Below are 17,646 nucleotides of genomic sequence, written 5' to 3'. Positions count from 1 at the left end.
AGTGCTGTGACCGGAAAGGTTCACCGGGTCGCGACGCTCCCCCGGCTACCTCCCCCGGACTCCGTCCGGGGGGACCCCCACGGAGGTGCCCCCAGGCACGGCACCTCGCCGCGTTGTCGGACCGCGCAAGTACGTCCAGTACGAGCCGCGGCCCTCCGCCTTGCGATGCACCGCACCGGACGCCGCGCCCCGGCAAACCCTTCCGGCCACAGCACTAGCCGGGCCGAACGGGCTCGGGCCGGTCGTCGGGCCGTACGAACTCCGGCTGGTCGAGCACGCGCAGCCAGCTGCCGTCGGGCTGGCGCCGGACCACCTGGGCGCGGGCGCCGGAGCCGTCCTTCGGCGGGGTCGAGGTGAGGGCGATGTCGCCGTTGACCAGGGTCGGCAGCGGTGTCTCCTGCTCGAAGCGGGGGCGATGGGCCAGCACCTTCTCCCACAGGGCGCGGATCGCCTCCCGGCCCACGGTGGTCTCGCCGGGCGGGTACGCCAGCACCGCGTCCTGCGCGTAGAGCGCGGCCACCCCGGCCGCGTCCCCGGCGTTGGAGCGCTCGACGAACAGGCGGGTGATGTCCTCGGGCCGCATGGCCTTGTCGTACTCCGGCACGGTTCCTCCTGCTGCTGTTCCGGTGGGGGCTTCGTGCTTCCAGGGTGGTCGCCCGCCGATCAGAAGTCCAACAGATGGATCTTCTGGGAACTAGAATCCGCAGTCATGGAGCAGTCATGGAACTGAGGCAACTCGCCTACTTCGTCGCCGTCGCCGACGAGCGGAACTTCACCCGCGCGGCCGAGCGGGTGCACATCAGCCAGTCCGGCGTCAGCGCCCAGATCCGCCGGCTCGAACGGGAGCTCGGCGCCGAGCTGTTCGACCGGTCGGCCCGCACCGTGACCCTCACCGCCGCCGGGGAGGCCGCGCTCGCGCCCGCCCGGGCGGCCCTCGCCGCCGCCGAGGCGGTCGGCCAGGCGGTCGGCGAGGTGACCGGCCTGCTCCGGGGCCGGATCACGGTCGGCATGGTCGTCGGCTGCACCGTCACTCCGCTCTTCGATGCCCTCGCCGCCTTCCACCGGGCCCATCCCGGCGTGCAGATCGCCCTGTTGGAGGACAGCTCCGACCGGCTCGTCCAGGCCGTGCACGCCGGTACGGTCGACCTGGCCCTCATCGGGGCCGCCACCGCCAACCCCGCCGGACTGGAAGCACTGACCATCATCAGCGAGCGGCTGGTCGTCGCGGTCCCGCCCGGGCACCCCCTGGCCCTCCGACGCCGGCTCGCGCTCCGCGACCTGGCCGCCCATCCGCTCGTGTGCATGCCCCCCGGCACGGGACTGCGTACGGTGTTCGACCGGGCCTGCGCCGCGCAGGGGATCGAACCGGTGATTGCGCTGCAGGCCGGAGCCGCGGACGCCATCGCCGGCCTCGCGGCCCGCGGGCTCGGCGTCGCCGTCCTCAGCGAGTCGATGGCCGCCGGTTACCGCGACCGGCTCATCGCCCGCGTCATCGACGACGTCGACACCCCGGCCCTGCTCTCCCTGGTATGGCGCGTCGCGCACGGCCCCGCCGTACGCGCGCTCGTCGCCCACGGGCGCCGGGCCTTCGCGGGCGGGCTACCGGCGCCGGCCGCGCCGGGAGATGATCCTGGCGACAGCCGTGCCGCAACCACGGAGGACCCTTGACGACACAGCCGATACGCCCGGCGGGTTCACCGGGCGATGCGCCGGGCGCGAACCCCGGCGGACCGCCCGCCGCTTCGCCCGCCGGAACGCCGGGCGCGTACGCCGGGGAGCACCCGGCCGAGTTCCCCGGCGGGCCGGAGCTCTTCCGCCTCGACCCCGCCGTCGCCCATCTCAACCACGGCTCCTTCGGCGCGGTACCCGTACCCGTCGAGGAGGCCCAGGCCGCGCTGCGCGCCGAGGCGCACGCCGACCCCGACGCCTTCTTCCTCGCCGTCTCCGACCGGCTCGCCCGGGCCCGCGCCCGGATCGCCGCGCACCTCGGCGCCGACCCCGACGGCCTCGCCTTCATCTCCAACGCCACCGAGGGCGCCAACCTCGCCCTCGACGCCGTCCCCTTCGCCGACGGCGACGAGATCCTGGTCACCGACCACGGCTACGGCACCGTCGTCGCGGCCGCCGCCCGCCGCGCCCCGGTCACCACCATCGCCCTGGACCCCCACCTGCCCGACGAGGACGCCGTACGGGAGACCGTGCTGGCCGCGCTGACGCCCCGTACGCGCGTGGCCGTACTCGACCACATCAGCTCGCCCACCGCCCGGCTGATCGCGAGCCCCCGGCTCCTCGCCGACCTGAGGGAACGCGGCGTCATCACCGTCATCGACGGCGCGCACGCCCCCGGCATGCTCGCCGACCCCCTCGCCGGCGGCGCCGACTTCTGGTTCGGAAACCTCCACAAATGGGGCTACGCCCCGCCCGGCACCGCGATCCTCGCCGTCGCCCCGCAGCACCGGCACCGGATCCGGGCCCTCGTACCGTCCTGGGAGGACGAGCACGGATTCCCCCGCTCCGTCGAGTACCGCGCCACCGCCGACTACACCGGCTGGCTCGCCGCCCCCGAGGGCCTGGACCTCCAGGACCGCCTCGGCGCGGACCGGATACGGGCCCACAACAGCGCCCTCGCCGCGTACGGCGCCGCGCTGCTCGCCCGGATCCCGGGCCTGACCGTGCTCCCGCACACCGCCGGCCTCGCCATGCGCACCCTGCGCCTGCCGCCCGGCGTGGCCGAGACCATGGAAAGTGCCCGCGCGCTGCGCGAGGAGATCGCGGCGCGGCAGCGCGTCCGGGTGCTGATCTGGCCCTGGCCGGGCGGCGGCGGGATCCGGATCTGCGGGCAGATCTACAACCGGCCCGAGGAGTACGAGCGCCTCGCCGCCGCCCTGCCGCGCTTCCTGACGTGACGCGGGCCGACGGGTGGCGGGGGTCAGGAGGTGACCCTGGTCAGCCGCGCCGGAGCAGGTACGTGTCCATGATCCAGCCCTTGCGGGCCCGTGCCTCGGTCCGCAGCTCCTCGATCCGCCCGGAGACCTCCGCGAGCCTGCCCGAGACCAGGATCTCGTCCGGGGTGCCGACGTAGGCCCCCCAGTAGATGAAGAGGTCCTGGTCAAGGTGGGCGGTGAAGGCGTGCCGCGCGTCCAGCATCACCACCACGTCGTCCACGTCGTCCGGCCAGCCCCCGGCCAGCCGCCGCCCGGTGGTGATCTGGACCGGCCGCCCGACCCGGTTCAGGTTGGTCCGGTGCCGCGCCAGCAGCGCCGAGACGCTGCTGATGCCGGGGACGACCTCGTGCTCGAAGGCCACCCGGCCGCGCTCCAGCACCTCGTCGAGGATCGCGAGGGTGGAGTCGTACAGCGAGGGATCGCCCCACACCAGGAACGCCCCGGTCTCGTCCTCCGCCAGATCCTCCGCGATGAACCGCTCGAAGAGCTCGGCCCGCGCACTGCGCCAGCCGTCCACCGTGGGGGTGTAATCGGCGGGGGTCCGGTCCCGGTCCGGGTCGCGGCCCTCCACCAGCCGGTGGCCGGGGCGGGCGTGTTCGTCGAGCATCGCGCGCCGCAGCCCGGTCAGGTCCGCCTTCTCCTCCCCCTTCTCCAGGATGAGGAATGCGTCCGCCGCGCCGATCGCCTTGACCGCCTGGAGGGTCAGGTGGTCCGGGTCGCCCGCGCCTATGCCGATCACTGAGAACTTCTTCACCCGGCTATTCTGCCCGTCATGCGCGTCGCCCTGTTCGTCACCTGCGTCAACGACGCGCTGTACCCGCAAACGGGCATCGCCGTCGTACGCCTCCTGGAGCGCCTCGGCGTCACCGTGGACTTTCCGGCGGCCCAGAGCTGCTGCGGGCAGCCGCAGTACAACACGGGCTACCGGCGCGAGGCGGAACCGCTGGTGCGGCGCACGGCGGAGGCCTTCGCCGGCCACGCGTACGTGGTCACCCCCTCCGGGTCCTGCGCCGCCATGATTCGCGAGCACTACCCGCGCATCGGCCGCAAGGCCGCCGCGGAGGGCCGGGGCGAGGAGCTCGCGGACGCCGCCCGCTCGCTGGCCCCGCGGGTGTACGAGCTGACCGAGTTCCTGGTCGATGTGCTCGGCGTGACGGACGTGGGCGCGTACTTCCCGCACACCGTGACCTACCACCCCTCCTGCCACGGTCTGCGGAGCCTCGGGCTGGGGGACCGGCCGCGGCGGCTGCTGGCCGCCGTCAAGGGCCTGGACCTGGTCGAACTGCCCGGAGCCGAGGAGTGCTGCGGCTTCGGCGGCACCTTCGCCGTCAAGAACCCCGACGTATCGGCCGCGATGGGTACCGACAAGATCGCCGGCGCGGCCGCGACGGGTGCGCGGGTGCTGTGCGGCGCCGACAACTCCTGCCTCGCCCACCTCGACGGCCTGCTGCGCCGGGCCGGATCCCCGCTGCGGACCCTGCACCTCGCCGAGATCCTGGCCGCGACCGAGAAGGAGCCCTTGCGATGACGGGTACCGGTACGCATCTCGGCATGCCCGCCTTCCCCTCCGCCGCGCGGGAGGCCGTACGGGACGACGTGCTGCGCGCCAACCTCCGGCACGCCACCCGCACCATCCGCGACAAGCGGGCCCGCGCGGTCGCCGAACTGGAGGACTGGGACCGGCTGCGCGCCGCCGGCAAGGCGGTCAAGGACCACACCCTGCGCCATCTCGACCGCTACCTGCTGGAGCTGGAGGCCTCGGTCACGGCGGCCGGCGGCACCGTCCACTGGGCGGCCGACGCCGACGAGGCCAACCGCATCGTGACGGACCTGGTGCGCGCCACCGGCGAGCGGGAGGTCGTCAAGGTCAAGTCCATGGCCACCCAGGAGATCGGCCTCAACGAGGCGCTGGAGGCAGCCGGGATCGCCGCCTACGAGACCGACCTCGCCGAGCTCATCGTGCAGCTCGGCCGCGACCGGCCCTCCCACATCCTGGTCCCGGCCATCCACCGCAACCGGGGCGAGATCCGCGACATCTTCCGCACGGAGATGGGCAGCTGGGGCCGCCCGGCGCCGGACGGGCTGGGCGACGACCCCCGCGAACTGGCCGAAGCCGCCCGCCTGCACCTGCGCGAGAAGTTCCTGCGCGCCAAAGTCGCCGTGTCCGGGGCCAACTTCATGGTCGCCGAGACGGGCACGATGGTTGTCTTCGAGTCCGAGGGCAACGGCCGCATGTGCCTGACCCTGCCCGAGACCCTGATCTCGGTGGTGGGCATCGAAAAGGTCGTGCCGACCTTCCGGGACCTGGAGATCTTCCTCCAGACGCTGCCGCGCTCCTCGACGGCCGAGCGGATGAACCCGTACACGACCATGTGGACGGGCACCACGGACGGCGACGGCCCGTCCGCCTTCCACCTCGTCCTCCTCGACAACGGCCGCACCGACACCCTCGCCGACGAGGTGGGCCGCCAGGCCCTGCGCTGCATCCGCTGCTCCGCCTGCCTCAACGTCTGCCCGGTCTACGAGCGCGCCGGCGGCCACGCCTACGGATCCGTCTACCCGGGCCCCATCGGCGCCATCCTCAGCCCCCAACTGCGCGGCACCGGCAGCGAGATCGACGCCTCGCTGCCCTACGCCTCCACGCTGTGCGGGGCCTGCTACGAGGTCTGCCCGGTCGCCATCGACATCCCCGAGGCCCTCGTCCACCTGCGCGAACGGGTGGTCCAAGGCGGCCCGGTGACGCGCGACGGCATCCGCGTACGCATCCGCCCGGCGCACGGACACACCGCCGAACGGGCCGCGATGCGCGCCGCCCGGCTGCTCCTCAACCACGCCGACTGGCCCGCCGCGCTGCGCGCGGGGGAGCGGCTGCTGGCCCGGGCCCGCAGGCTGGCGCCCCGCAGGCTGCCCGGCCCGGGCCGGGCCTGGACCGACGCCCGCGAACTGCCACCCGTCCCGGCGCAGTCCTTCCGCGACTGGTGGACCACGCGCGAACGGGAGACCCCGCAGTGAGCAGCAAGGACCGCATCCTGGCACGCATCCGCCGCGCCGTGCCGGACGCGGGCCCCGACGGGGGTTCGCTCCCGGGTCCCGACGGGGGCTTCCTCCCGGGCCCGGACGGGGGCTTCCTCCCGGGCCCGGACGCGGGCTCTCTCCCGGGTCCCGACGGGGAGATCCCCCGGGACTACCTCCGGGTCCACGGCGCCCGTACCGCGCAGGAGCGGGCGGACCTGCTCGCGGCCAACCTCGCGGAATACCGGGCGAAGGTCCACCGCACCACCGAGGACGGCCTCCCCGGGCTCCTGGCGCGGCTGCTCGCCGCCTCCGCGACGGTCCTCGTCCCGCCCGGCCTGCCCCCGCACTGGCTCTCCGCCGCCGGCCCGGCCCGCGTCCACGACGAGGCGGCCTCGACCCCGCACCAGCTGAACGGCGTCGACAGCGTGGTCACCGGCTGCGCCCTGGCCATCGCCGAGACCGGCACGATCATCCTCGACGGCGCCCCGGACCAGGGCCGCCGCCGCATCACCCTCATCCCCGACCACCACATCTGCGTGGTCCGCGTCCCCGACCAGGTGGTCGACTCGGTCCCGCAGGCACTCGAACGCCTCGACCCCGCCCGCCCCCTGACGTGGATCTCCGGCCCCTCCGCCACCAGCGACATCGAACTCGACCGGGTGGAAGGCGTCCACGGGCCCCGCACCCTGGAAGTGATCCTCGTCGGCGCACAATAGGGGGCATGCCCTCGCACATCGCCCTCACCGCCCTCGTGGTCCACGACTACGACGAGGCCATCGACTTCTACACGCGCGCCCTCGGCTTCGACCTGGCCGAGGACACCGCCCGGCCTGGGGGCACCTCCCAGCGGTAGCTGGGGGAGGCTCCCGCTGGGTCGTGGTCCGCCCGCCCGGCGCCAAGGAGTCCGCACTCCTCCTGGCCCGGGCGAAGGACGAGGCCCAGCGCGCCCGCGTCGGCGACCAGACGGGCGGCCGCGTCGGCTTCTTCCTGTACACCGACGACTTCGCCCGCGACCACGCCCGCATGACCGCCGAGGGCGTCCGCTTCCTGGAGGAGCCGCGCCACGAGGCGTACGGTTCCGTAGCGGTCTTCGAGGACCTGTACGGAAACCGCTGGGACCTGCTCCAGCCCGCCGCCTGAGCCGGTCCGGGCGCAGCCGGCACAGGCCCCGCCGCCCGGACCTACCCGGCCCCGCCGAGCCTCGGCGCCTCCCGCACGGCATCGACGGCCGTACCGCCGGCCTCCACCCGCCCGGCCAGCTCCCGGGCCCACCGCACCAGGCCCGGCACATCGATCCCGTACGCCTCCCCCCGCAGCCCCTCGATCCCGCCGGCCCCCCGCCGCAGCAGCCGCGCCCCGCCGACGGTGTTCCCGCGCGCGGCGTGCGTCAGCCCGACGGCGAGCTGCGCCAGCCCCCGCCAGAGCGGGACCTCGCCCTGCGGCCCGGACTTCCAGGCGTCCTCGAACACCTCGTGCGCGTGGAACGGCATCCCGGCGTCCAACAGCCGCTGCGCCTCCCGCACGGTCTCGGCCCCCGACCGCACCACCCCTTCGGGCTGCCGCTCCACCCCCGGCACCCCGTACGGCAACGGCCGCCCCAGCCCGTCCCTCGGCCGCGCACTGCGCGCCCGCCCCTCAACATCCCGATCCCGTGCGTTCACCCGGCCATCCTCCCTCCCGGCGGAAACCAGTGCATGCGCACCCCTCTACGTGGGGTAATGTTCTGCATGTGCCGCCGGGACGGGGGAAACCCCAGATCAACAGCACAACGGGACGTGGCGCAGCTTGGTAGCGCACTTGACTGGGGGTCAAGGGGTCGCAGGTTCAAATCCTGTCGTCCCGACTCGAAAGAGTCGCAGGTCAGGGGCCGTTTCAGAGCAATCTGAAACGGCCCCTCGATCATTTTTGGGGACCACTTGGTGACCACCGCGTCCCAGTGGGTCGCAGGGCCATTGCAATGGTGAGCGGAGCCCGGCGGTCGTCATCGCCAGTTGGGACACCAGCGCGGCAACACCGAGCAAAGGCCGCCCTGTTGGTCAGCTTTCTCGAAAGTGCCCAAGGTCCCTCCCGGGCGGGCGGCAGCACGGAGCCGTTCGAGCGAGCTGTCCGGACCGTTCCGGACCTCTTCGCCGATTCCTGACGCCGTGCTGCGCGCAGGCCGGCCCTTGCTCCTGCCGCATCGGGGCCCTTGCCACTTGCGTGCGCACGTCACACACCTCGCTGGCCACGAGGAGAGTTATGCGTGATGGGTGCCCGTGCTGAAGCAGCCCAGGGCCTCGCGTAGGAGTTCGGTGCTCGGCGCACCTTCGATGCGCCCGCCGGCGTCGCAGTAGGGCCTGCAGGAAGCGCTGGTGAAGGCGCCAGGTGAGGCCGCCGCAGCGTCACGCGGACCGGAGTGCTGCCGCGCCGAAGGACACGTTGAAACGGTCGCACCAGATGGTGACGCTGGAGTAGTCGGCGAGGTTCACGTCGGCCGGGATCTCGTAGTTCTGGTCGCCCTTGTTTCCCTTGAGCTTGCCCAGACTGACGTGCTTGCCGTCGTCGAAGACCTCCCAGCCGTCCTTGCCCTCCTTGACCGGGGCATCGGTCAGCCAGACGCGCAGATCCGGCCCGTTGCTGGTGTCCAGGTTCTCCAGGCGCAGCGTGCGCGTGCCGTCGGAGAGCCGGATGAGCTTGGCCGTGCCCGTGGTGGTGTGCTCGTGGCTGACCAGGGTTCCCTGAAGGAGGGTCTGCGGACCGGGATCGGCGGCAGGGGCGGGACCGGAGTTCGTGGGGGCCGCCGTCGGCGAGGAACCGGGCGGCGGGGCGGCGGGCACCGTCGGAAGTGCCTCGCTGACCGTCTCGTTCTGCCAGAGCTTCCACGGCTGGAACAGGTACAAGCCGACGCCCAGCACCACCACGGCGGTGATCAGCGCGCCAACGATCAGCCGTCCGCGCCTGTTCCCGAATCCCACGTCGACTCCCTCGTCATTTCTCTCGTCGGATGTGTAACCCACAGTCAACGGCCTCGGCGCCGGCGGCGCCATGCCCGCCGTATGACGGTTTCCTTACGGGCGACCGGGCCGTAAGGCGGCGACCGGCCCGTCGGCGGGAAGCCGACGGGCCGGTCGCCGGCCTAGGGGCCGACGGTTCTCAGGAGCGCTTGACCGTGAAGTCGCACCATGCGGTCCACTCGGAGACCGCGTCCGCGTCCGTGACGCGGGCGCGCCAGCGGTACTCGCCGTTGGTGAGCTTGCCTTCGGGGAGCTGATACGCGGCATCGTGGCTTGTGTCGCTGGTCAGCTGCTTGCGTACGATCTGCTTGCCGTCCGCCGCGTCGACTTCGAAGACGACCTTGTGGCGGTTGCCGTCCGCGTTCGGCGTCTCCACGGTGCCGGGCGGGGCCACCGATTCCAGGGTGGCCGCGAGGGTGGGCGACCCGCTGGTTACGACGGGTTTGCCGGCCGCCGATCCGCAGAGCTGGAATCCCGCGTAAGGGCCGTCGGATATCCGTGGCACCCCGGGGGTGGGCAGCAACCGGTCCCGTCCACCGCCCTGCGCCTCCGCGGCGTCCGCCGCACTGGTGGAGAGGGCGGCGGACAGCGGCGCCGCCGCGCCGGCGAGGGCGAGGGCCGCCGCGAGGGCGAGGGCCGCGCGCCCGGGGCGACCTCGGAAGGGCTTGTTCCACATGCGCATGACTGTGTCTGTCTTCCTCTCTCGGGGCCGGGTCACTTGACGGAGAGCCGGTGGCCGGGCTCGGGCGGGGCGATCTGGGTGCACTTGTACGCGGTCCACCGGTGCTCCGCCACGAGGCGCTTGCCCTGGGCCTCGCAGCCTCCGAGGTTGCTCAGGTTCTCGTACGCGACCCAGTCGGCGGCGGTGTTCGGCTGCAGCCTGTTGGCCGTGGTGTACGCGGCGGCCTGGCTGCCGGAGCTGACGCCGTCGGTGCCGTCCCACTTGTAGTGGACGCCGAGCCAGACCCGGCCGATGGCGTTCTCCTGGGCGGCGGCGGAGAAGCTGGTGAACGTCCGCGTCACGCCGAGGGCGTTGGGGTCCTCCGTGGTGCCGGTGAAAGTCATCTGGTCGGTGCCGAACCAGTTCTGCATGACCTTGGCCCAGGCCCCGCCGAAGGTGGCGTGACCGGAGACGTAGGCGGGGAAGGGCGGGCTGAAGTGCTTGCCGTTCTTGTCCTGGGAGAGCGGCTGCCAGTTCGGGTCGCCGACGGTGTTCGGGTTGCCGTCCCCGTCGAGGCGGATGGCGCTCTCGGGGCGCCACAGGTCGATCTCCGTCTGGTACTTGGCGTCCCAGGCGGTGACACCGGCGTCGGCCATCGCGAACGCGGTGAGCGCGAACAGCTTCGCGTTGGCGACGACCGTCAGGCCCTGCTGCCGGGAGAGGATCTGGGTCAGCTCGAAGAGCTGGCCCGGCGGCTTGTAGGTGGTGTCGAGGTCGTTGGCCCAGAAGAGGGCGGCCTTGGTCTGGTCGGCGGTGCGGGCCGTGGAGTCGGCGCCGCCGAGGTTCTTGACCTCCGTGACCTGGTCGGCGTACGCCTGGGTCTTGAGCAGGCCGTCCATGGTGGTGGTGCCGGGGACCGGGCCCGTGGGGCGGAACTGCGACCCTGTGGTCATGCCGAAGGGCTTGACCTTGCCCCACTCGGGGGTGGCGCCGTTGCCGGTACCGGTCGGGCGCCAGTAGCCGGGGGTCTGGCTGCCCGTATAGGGCGCCGCCGGGGCGGAGCCGTCGTTCTGCCGCGCCGCGATCATGGCGGCGGCCGCCTGCTGGCCGACATCGGTGCCCGCCGCACGCTGCTCGGCGGTGACGGCGGCCGGGATCGTGGAGCGCGCGGCCACGAGCTCGTCGTCGAAGTTGTAAGCCGGATAGACCGACTTCAGCACCTCGAAGGCCGCGTGGTCGATGGCGCTGTTCACATCCGGCAGCGCGCCGTTGGCAGCCGTGGCCTTCACCAGGTACGGGGCGCCCAGGCACTTGACGGCGCCTTCCGCGCACCGGGCGGAGTTGGCCGCGTCGTAGATCGCGCCGTGCATCATGGCACCCGCCCGGGCCAGCGGGCCGGGCGCTCCGCCGACCTGGCGGTAGGTCTCCTGCAGGACGTCGTTCCAGTAGACGACATGGTCCTTGACCGGGTCCGCCGGCGCCTCGTAGGTGACGAGAATGGACGGCGGGTTCGCGGGCGCGTCGGCGGAGGCGAAGATCTTGAACGACTTGTAGTCGGCCTCGTCCGTGGCGCGCAGCCCGATGGTGTCCACGGACCGGTTCGTGCCCGACCACTGCTTGACGAGAGGGGTGATGTCCTCCGACAGCCAGCGGACGCCGCAGTCCGTGTGCCCGTACGTCTGGGTCGAGGAGGTCACCTTCGAGCGCCAGGCGGGCTGCGTGTTCCAGCGGGTGGCGGCGTCGACCGTGCCCGTGTCCCAGATCTCCCAGGAGCGGGCCTCACACGAGTCCGACCACACGGAGAACAGGTTCAGCTCGGCGTTGAGGACGTCCTGTCCGGTGACGGACCCGTTCCGCGGGAAGTTGATGAAGGAGCGCGCCTCGGTCTTCTGCCACGCGCGTCCGACTTCCAGACCGATGTCGCCCGACAGATCGTCGGTGACACCGTTGCGGACCATGGTGTCGAAGTTGGTGCCGAAGTACACCGCGGGGTCGATGGTGACGGGGAACTTCGTGTCCGCGTCCTTGAGGAAGCCCTTGTCCGCGGAGACCTTCAGATCGAACGCGTCGCCGCGCTGCACTACGTCGATTCCGACGGGTGCACGACGTGCGCCCTCCCGCCCGGACTCGTCGCGCGAGGCGTCCCACATGAAGGGCGTCGGCAGCTTGCCGACGGCGTTGCCGGTCCTGGCGTCGGTGAGGGCGACGGACCGGTCGGCCTGCTGGGCCGCCTTGATGCCCTTGGCCCGGACCGGCAGGGTGAAGGACGCGGCGCTCTCGGCGGCCGAAGGGTCCTTGGCCACGAGGTACTGCTCGAAACCGGTCCTGGTGGCCTCGACGACCAGGTCCGTGGCGGGCGCGACGTTCACGTACGTCGCCTTGGCGCCGTCGAGCAGGGGTTCCGGCAGGGCGCCCGTCCAGCCCAGGGACACGGTCTGCTCGCCGCTGCCCAAGGTGACCAGGTCGCCTCCGGCCGCAGGGGTACGGCCCGCCAGCTTCAGGCCGCGCGGATGCGCCTTGGACCGTACGGAACCGTCCGGGTCCTTCACGAGGGATACGTCCACATCGACCCAGCGGCCGCCCTCGCGGAACCGTACGGGGCCCGCGAAGGACTCCACCGACATGGTCCCATCGGGGTTGGCCCACAGGGTGGTGGCCTCGGTACGGGCGCCGGTCACCTCGATCCGGCGGCCCTGCGCCTGCGCGGTGAGCCGGGCGGCCGACGCCTCCCGGTCCTGGGCGCGGCTCGCGGCCGCTCGCGCCGGCCCGGTGGCGGGGCCGGCGGGAGCGGGGTCCGCTCCCGCCGGGGCCGCGGCGCCGGCCAGGAGGGCCGACTCGGCGAGAAGTAAGAGGGCGAGCGGTACGGCCACGCTCCTGCCACGACCTGCGGCCCGGGCCCGCCCTCGGGACCCGTCGGACGCCCTGATTGATCTGTGCACGCTGGCAACTCCTGCTGCTCAGAAGAGGATTGGTACAGACATGCGGATGCTCGCAATGGTCCACCGAGGGTGTCCAGGCGTCGTCTCACGGTGCGTGAGTGAGCATGATCATGACGGAACGAGGAACTCCGGGCCGGCCCCCGCCCCAGAGGGCGTCCGAGCCGCTAAGCGATGAGGGGTGCGGGTGCGACGGCTCCTTGGAGTCGAATCGAACAGATCTGTCTGTTCGGTTACCTCGAACGCCGCTGCGCCCTCAAGGAACTCCCCAGCCGCTTCGAACCGGACGCATAGGAGCCGGGCGGCAGGGGCCGGTTGCGGCCGCCGGCTGAACCGCCGAGGTCCCGGCGGCAGCCGCCTGCCCCGCGGCGGCCGGGACCCGGCCGCCGCCGAGGCAGCCCCGCAGCCCGTATGACGGCTGCTGTCCGCCTGCGCGGTGGTTCGGGCAGGCGTATCGGATGTCGCAACGCTGTTCGGCCGTTGTTCCGGCGGACGGTACTCGGTTCCAGGGAGGCAGCGGCTGTGGGCGGGACGTGCGCGTGAGACTCGGCTCTCCCGGGCCGAGGCCGGTACCGGCGGGCGATTCGGGGGCGCGGTCCACTGCCGTCGCGGGGGAGGGGTGCGGCACGCAGTCTCGTACCAATCTCCCCCGAACAGGCCTCGGGCGGCTGGAAAGGACCTGCATAGAAGCGGCATTCCACCTAAATGGCCCGGCAAAATCGATCCGTCTAGCACCTTTCAGGCCTAGAAGTCCTGTTTCCACCTCAATGGCCTGCCGCGTCCGCTGTTGTCACTCTGTGCCACCGTAGGGTCACCGGTACAAGCCGGTACGGACGTGTTCACCTGCGGGGGTTGTTCCCATGGCACTGACGGTTGACGAACTGCGCGCACACTTCCCCACCGAGGCGTCAGGCCTCTTCGAACTCGACACCAGCAGGCTGGGCTGGCATGAGGAGTCGACCACCTTCGAGCACCTACCCGAACGCCGGCTGGTCCTGACCGGGGCCACCGCCGACCCGTCCGCGCTGACCGTTACCGGCAGCGTCACCCTGGCCGGCGAGGAGATGGCGGCCACGGCCCGGTTCACCGCCGCCGCCGGCGGTACGGTCACCGGCCTGGTCTTCGAGGCCACCCCCGCCACGTGGCTGCTCCAGACGTCCGTGGCGCGGGTCGACCTCACTGAACTCGCCCCGCGCGGACGCGGCCTGCGCGTCCTTCTCGCCGCCGGCCCTGACGGCGCGCAGGCCGGGCAGTGCCCGTCGCCCGGTCCCTGGGCGGCCTTCCACCTCGGCAGAGCCGTCGAGAAGTCCGTCGAGTTCCGCGCGGAGCTCCGCAAGGACTCCATCGGCGCGGCCCAGGCCGTGGAGGGCCAGCGGCCCCTGGTGGCCCCGCTCCTGGAAGCACTCGGCGAGCACGGCGTCGAGCTGCCCGGCCCGCTCGTCGACTGGCTGGAGGAAGTCCGGCTCTACCAGCACCCCATGGGCAAGACCGACAACATGATGGTCACCGCCGCCGCCCCCCATCGACCAGGGCACCGGCCCAGAACCCGTCGAGGTGCTGCTGCTGCGCACCACCGTGCTCGGGCATCTGAACGCCGAGGGGAAACCCAAGGCCACCACCGTCGCCCTGGTCCGGGTCCGCACCGACTGGGACGCGTCCGGGCTGCCGCTGGTCGGTCCCATGATCGGCTCCGGCCTGCTGTCCCTGCCGGCCTTCCAGATCATCTACGTCTCCGTCGCCCTGTCCGGCGAGGACGCTCGGAAGATCAACCAGGTCATCACCGAGTACAGCCTCGGTCCCCTCCAGCAGCTTCCGGCGCCCAACGAGGCGGCAGGGGTACCCCTGACCAAGGGCCCCAACGCAGCTGTGTACCTCTCGGTGCTGGGCACCCCCGCCCCCGCGGCGGTGATCACCATCCCGCCCAAGGACGATTCGGCGGACGAGAGCGAGAAGCGCAAGCGCAAGCTCCAGCACACCTTCGACATCGACAAGACCCTGGGGCCGGTTCACCTCCAGCGGATCGTCCTCACCTACGACGTCAAGAAGGGCCTGCTGGTCTCGTTCGAAGGCAGTGCCACCGTCGGCTCGCTGGTCTGGGACGTCGCCGGGCTCGGCTTCTACGTCGGAATGAGCGGGGGGTTCCCGCTTCTGCCCTTCCTGCACGGCATGATCATCGAGGCCACTGCCGCGAGTGGCCTGATCGGCATCAGCGGCGGCCTGCTCAACCGTGAACCCGAGGACCCCGCCCTCGACTTCGAGCTCGCCGGACTGCTCCTGGTCCGGGCGATGGCGGTGGAGATCGGCGCCCAGGCCGTCTGGGCGCGCAGCATCGAGGGCTGGCACTCGGTGTTCCTCTACGGCGAGGCGTCCCTGGCCGGCGGAGCCGCCCTGTTCGGCCCGCCGCCGTTCACCGTCACCGGATTCTCCGCCGGATTCGGCGTCAACAGCTCCTTCAAGAAGGTCCCCACCGGCACCGAGATCGCCGAATTCCCCCTGGTGGCACGGCTGGACGCGGCGCAGGCACTGCCCGGCATGCCGGCCCCCGAGCCTTACACGCCTGAGGACGCCCTGAAGGCCCTGACCGGCCCCACGGGCTGGGTCCGCCCCGACCTGGGCAACCACTGGATCGCCGCCGGAGTGAAGTTCACCAGTTTCGGCTTCATCGACACCAAGGCCCTGGCGGTGATCGAGCTCGGCGACTCGGTCAAGGTGATGCTGCTGGGCCGCACCTCGGTCACCCTGCCCCGCACCGTCGACCCCGCCGCCCGCGTCATCGCCAAGGTCAACATCGGGCTGAGCCTGGCCTACGTCTCCGATGAGCACCGGCTCTCGATGGACGTCGCCCTGCTCCCCGGTAGCTACGTGCTCGACCCGTCCATCGTGCTGACCGGTCGGCATCGCCGTGTACGCGTGGACCGGCGGCGCCAAGGCCGGGGATTTCGTCGTCAGCCTCGGCGGCTACCACCCCGCCTACAACGCCCCCGTCCACTACCCGCGTCCGCAGCGCCTCGGGTTCGTCTGGTCCCCGGCCTCCGACATCACCGTGCGCGCCGAGGCGTACGCGGCCGTCACCCCGGCGGCCCTCATGTTCGGCGGCCGGCTGGCCGCCGTTTACGACAAGGGGATCCTGTCGGCCTGGTTCACGGCACACCTCGACGTGCTGGTCCAGTGGAAGCCCTTCTCCATGGATGTCTCCCTCGGGATCAGCATCGGCGTGGCCGCCACCGTCAAGGTGGCGTTCATCAAGGTGCGCATCTCCGTCGAAGTCGGCGTGGATCTGCACCTGTGGCTGCCGCCCTTCGGCGGCCGGGCCACGGTCAAACTCTGGTTCATCTCCTTCAGCTTCGGCTTCGGCTCGTCCCGGGACCACAGCCCGAGCGTGGACTGGCCCGAGTTCCGCACCCAGATCCCCGCGCCCGTCAGGGTCACCCCCAACGAGGGGCTGCTCGCCGACGTCGACGAGGCGGAGGCCGCCGTGCGGGCCGCCGCCAAGGACCCGGTGCTCGTCTCCTGCGCCGGGTTCAGCTTCACCACCGAGGCCGGCATCCCCGCTTCCCACATCTACGTCAACGACGTCCTGTGGAAGGAGTCGGAGCACGGCCTGATCGACATCCGCCCGATGCGCCGGACCGGTGTCCGCTCCGAACACCGTGTCGCCATCACCAAGGACGGCACGCCCTTCGACCCCGCCGCCCACTTCTGGACGCTCGCCGAGGTCACCGCTGCCGTCGCCCCCGGCCTGTGGGGCGAACCGCTGGCCAAGCCCGGCGACGCCCTCAAGGGCGAGCACCTGTTCGAAGGACGGTTCACCGGCCTCAAGGTCACCCTGCCCGCACCCGACTACGGCACCGACACCGGAACGGTCACCTCCGACGCCCTGGCGTACGAAGGCCTTCCGGACGGGGACATGCCGCTGCGGGACCCGGCACCCGATGGGCCGCAGCCCGCGCTGGATCCCGACAGCATCGCCCTCATCGAACGCACCGTCGCGGACCCGGCCGTGGCCGAGCAGCGCGGCAGCGTGCTCGACGCCCTGGCCCGGTTCGGCGCGGGCGTCGGCGCGGACGCCGACAGCCCCCTCACCGGCTATGCCGGGCTGGCCGGACGCAGCCTCACCACCCCGCCCCTGACCACCACCGCGACGAGGTGACCGCCACCGTGCCCACCCTGCCCAGCGAGCCCGCGCTCCGCGTCAACTTCCTCGACCACCTGATCCCCCGGGCCACCCCGGGCACGTACCGCGTCCAGGTGCACAACACGCTCACCGACACCGACGGGGAGCTCGACGCCGGGGACCGGCTGCCCACCACCGAGGAGACCTTCGAGATCCGGGCCGCCCGGTTCGTCCTCGCCCAGGCAACCGTGCACGCGCTCTACCCACCCCCCGCGAGCCGGTCCTCGTACGGCCGGACCCTGCCGCACATCACGTTCAACCGGCCCACCCTGCCCTGGGAACGCAACCAGGCGGGCACCCGGAGCGGCCCCGAGGCCCGGCCGCCGTGGCTGGCCCTGCTGGTCTTCGGTGCCGGCGAGCTGCCCGACGACCCCGGTGCGACCGGCGCGACCGTCCTGCGCACCGTGGACGAGCTCCGCCACCCGGCCGAATCCGGCGTCGTCGGGCCCGTCCTGCCCGAGGGCAGCGTCTCCGACTCCGAGGCGGCCGGAAAATGCGCCACCATCGACGTGCCGGCCGAGCTCTTCACCGCCGTCGCCCCGCACGACGACGAGATGTACTACCTCGCGCACGTCCGCAAGGTCGCCGCGGCGGGGGCGGCCCGCGCGGACGGCGAAGTGCTCGCCCCGGCGAGTACGGGGTCGTCACCGCCAACCGGTTCCCCCGCACACCCGGGGAGTACGTCGTCCACCTCGTCTCCTTCGAAGGCTTCGAGGGCCGGCTGTCGGGCACCCTGCCGCCCGGCACCACCGCGGTCCGGCTGGCCTCCCTGCACCACTGGACCTTCACCAGCAGCGACGGCCCCGCCTCCGACCCCGGTACCCTGCTCCAGAACCTCGTCGGGCCGGACGACCCGGACGATCCGGACCCGGAGCGCCTGGCCCTGAGGCTCCCCGCCCACCCCCCGCATGGCGCGGACCCC

The 17,646-nt window shown here is 72.4% G+C and carries 14 protein-coding genes, 1 tRNA gene and 2 pseudogenes; 10 read left to right on the top strand and 7 right to left on the bottom strand.

All coding sequences use genetic code 11. The features are described 5' to 3' along the window. Positions 1 to 214: 214 nt before the first annotated feature. The gene (locus tag J7E94_RS23215; RefSeq protein ID WP_215018493.1) at positions 215 to 604 is read right to left on the bottom strand and encodes a nuclear transport factor 2 family protein; all 390 of its coding nucleotides are present in this window, start codon (positions 602 to 604) and stop codon (positions 215 to 217) included. Between the two features lie 116 nt (positions 605 to 720). On the opposite strand from J7E94_RS23215, the gene J7E94_RS23210 reads away from it, so the two are divergent. After that, complete coding sequence (locus J7E94_RS23210; protein WP_215018492.1) at positions 721 to 1,668, top strand: LysR family transcriptional regulator; 948 nt, start codon at positions 721 to 723, stop codon at positions 1,666 to 1,668. Then, entirely contained in the window at positions 1,665 to 2,906 is a 1,242-nt protein-coding gene (locus J7E94_RS23205; protein ID WP_251057093.1) for an aminotransferase class V-fold PLP-dependent enzyme, read from the top strand. The genes J7E94_RS23210 and J7E94_RS23205 overlap by 4 nt, the downstream gene beginning before the upstream one ends. A 40-nt stretch (positions 2,907 to 2,946) precedes the next feature. Here J7E94_RS23205 and cobF read toward each other — a convergent pair whose 3' ends face one another. Beyond that, positions 2,947 to 3,699 (bottom strand): precorrin-6A synthase (deacetylating), encoded by a 753-nt coding sequence (gene cobF, locus J7E94_RS23200; RefSeq protein WP_215018491.1) that lies wholly within the window; start codon positions 3,697 to 3,699, stop codon positions 2,947 to 2,949. A gap of 18 nt (positions 3,700 to 3,717) precedes the next feature. Between cobF and J7E94_RS23195 the strand changes: the two genes are divergently transcribed. From J7E94_RS23195 to J7E94_RS23180, 4 genes and pseudogenes are all read left to right on the top strand, one after another. Next, positions 3,718 to 4,473, top strand: coding sequence for a (Fe-S)-binding protein (locus tag J7E94_RS23195; protein WP_215018490.1), 756 nt, complete (start codon positions 3,718 to 3,720; stop codon positions 4,471 to 4,473). Beyond that, positions 4,470 to 5,957, top strand: coding sequence for a lactate utilization protein B (locus J7E94_RS23190; protein ID WP_215018489.1), 1,488 nt, complete (start codon positions 4,470 to 4,472; stop codon positions 5,955 to 5,957). The genes J7E94_RS23195 and J7E94_RS23190 overlap by 4 nt, the downstream gene beginning before the upstream one ends. Beyond that, on the top strand, positions 5,954 to 6,676 hold the full coding sequence (locus J7E94_RS23185; RefSeq protein ID WP_374224486.1) for a lactate utilization protein C: 723 nt from the start codon (positions 5,954 to 5,956) through the stop codon (positions 6,674 to 6,676). Before J7E94_RS23190 ends, J7E94_RS23185 begins: the two co-directional genes overlap by 4 nt. A gap of 5 nt (positions 6,677 to 6,681) precedes the next feature. Next, positions 6,682 to 7,100 (top strand): annotated as a pseudogene (locus J7E94_RS23180) (VOC family protein). A gap of 41 nt (positions 7,101 to 7,141) precedes the next feature. On the opposite strand, the gene J7E94_RS23175 reads toward J7E94_RS23180, so the two are convergent. Then, positions 7,142 to 7,621, bottom strand: a complete 480-nt coding sequence (locus J7E94_RS23175) for a DUF309 domain-containing protein (protein WP_215018488.1) — start codon at positions 7,619 to 7,621, stop codon at positions 7,142 to 7,144. Between the two features lie 108 nt (positions 7,622 to 7,729). Between J7E94_RS23175 and J7E94_RS23170 the strand changes: the two genes are divergently transcribed. Further along, positions 7,730 to 7,803: transfer RNA gene (locus J7E94_RS23170), tRNA-Pro, on the top strand. A gap of 538 nt (positions 7,804 to 8,341) precedes the next feature. On the opposite strand, the gene J7E94_RS23165 is transcribed toward J7E94_RS23170, so the two are convergent. The 4 genes from J7E94_RS23165 to J7E94_RS23150 all read right to left on the bottom strand — a co-directional run bounded on the left by J7E94_RS23165 (position 8,342) and on the right by J7E94_RS23150 (position 14,025). After that, entirely contained in the window at positions 8,342 to 8,914 is a 573-nt protein-coding gene (locus tag J7E94_RS23165; protein WP_308345427.1) for a DM13 domain-containing protein, read from the bottom strand. 178 nt (positions 8,915 to 9,092) lie between these two features. Continuing rightward, positions 9,093 to 9,629 (bottom strand): hypothetical protein, encoded by a 537-nt coding sequence (locus J7E94_RS23160; RefSeq protein ID WP_215018486.1) that lies wholly within the window; start codon positions 9,627 to 9,629, stop codon positions 9,093 to 9,095. 38 nt (positions 9,630 to 9,667) lie between these two features. Next, positions 9,668 to 12,484, bottom strand: coding sequence for a DNRLRE domain-containing protein (locus J7E94_RS23155; RefSeq protein ID WP_215018485.1), 2,817 nt, complete (start codon positions 12,482 to 12,484; stop codon positions 9,668 to 9,670). Between the two features lie 1,040 nt (positions 12,485 to 13,524). Continuing rightward, the gene (locus J7E94_RS23150) at positions 13,525 to 14,025 is read right to left on the bottom strand and encodes a hypothetical protein (protein ID WP_215018483.1); all 501 of its coding nucleotides are present in this window, start codon (positions 14,023 to 14,025) and stop codon (positions 13,525 to 13,527) included. A 205-nt stretch (positions 14,026 to 14,230) separates the two neighbouring features. On the opposite strand from J7E94_RS23150, the pseudogene J7E94_RS36015 reads away from it, so the two are divergent. The 3 genes and pseudogenes from J7E94_RS36015 to J7E94_RS23135 form a co-directional block, all read left to right on the top strand. After that, positions 14,231 to 15,385, top strand: a pseudogene (locus J7E94_RS36015) (DUF6603 domain-containing protein); the annotation flags it as partial. Positions 15,386 to 15,452: 67 nt separating this feature from the next. Continuing rightward, positions 15,453 to 16,700 carry a DUF6603 domain-containing protein gene (locus tag J7E94_RS23140; RefSeq protein ID WP_215018479.1) on the top strand — a complete coding sequence of 416 codons (1,248 nt, stop codon included), beginning with the start codon at positions 15,453 to 15,455 and terminating at the stop codon, positions 16,698 to 16,700. Then, on the top strand, positions 16,697 to 17,611 hold the full coding sequence (locus J7E94_RS23135; protein WP_215018477.1) for a hypothetical protein: 915 nt from the start codon (positions 16,697 to 16,699) through the stop codon (positions 17,609 to 17,611). The genes J7E94_RS23140 and J7E94_RS23135 overlap by 4 nt, the downstream gene beginning before the upstream one ends. Positions 17,612 to 17,646 lie beyond the last annotated feature (35 nt).

Source organism: Streptomyces sp. ISL-94, assembly GCF_018614075.1.
GTDB lineage: Bacteria > Actinomycetota > Actinomycetes > Streptomycetales > Streptomycetaceae > Streptomyces.
Note: the sequence above shows the minus strand (reverse complement) of the source record. Positions and strands in the feature narration are given on the sequence as shown.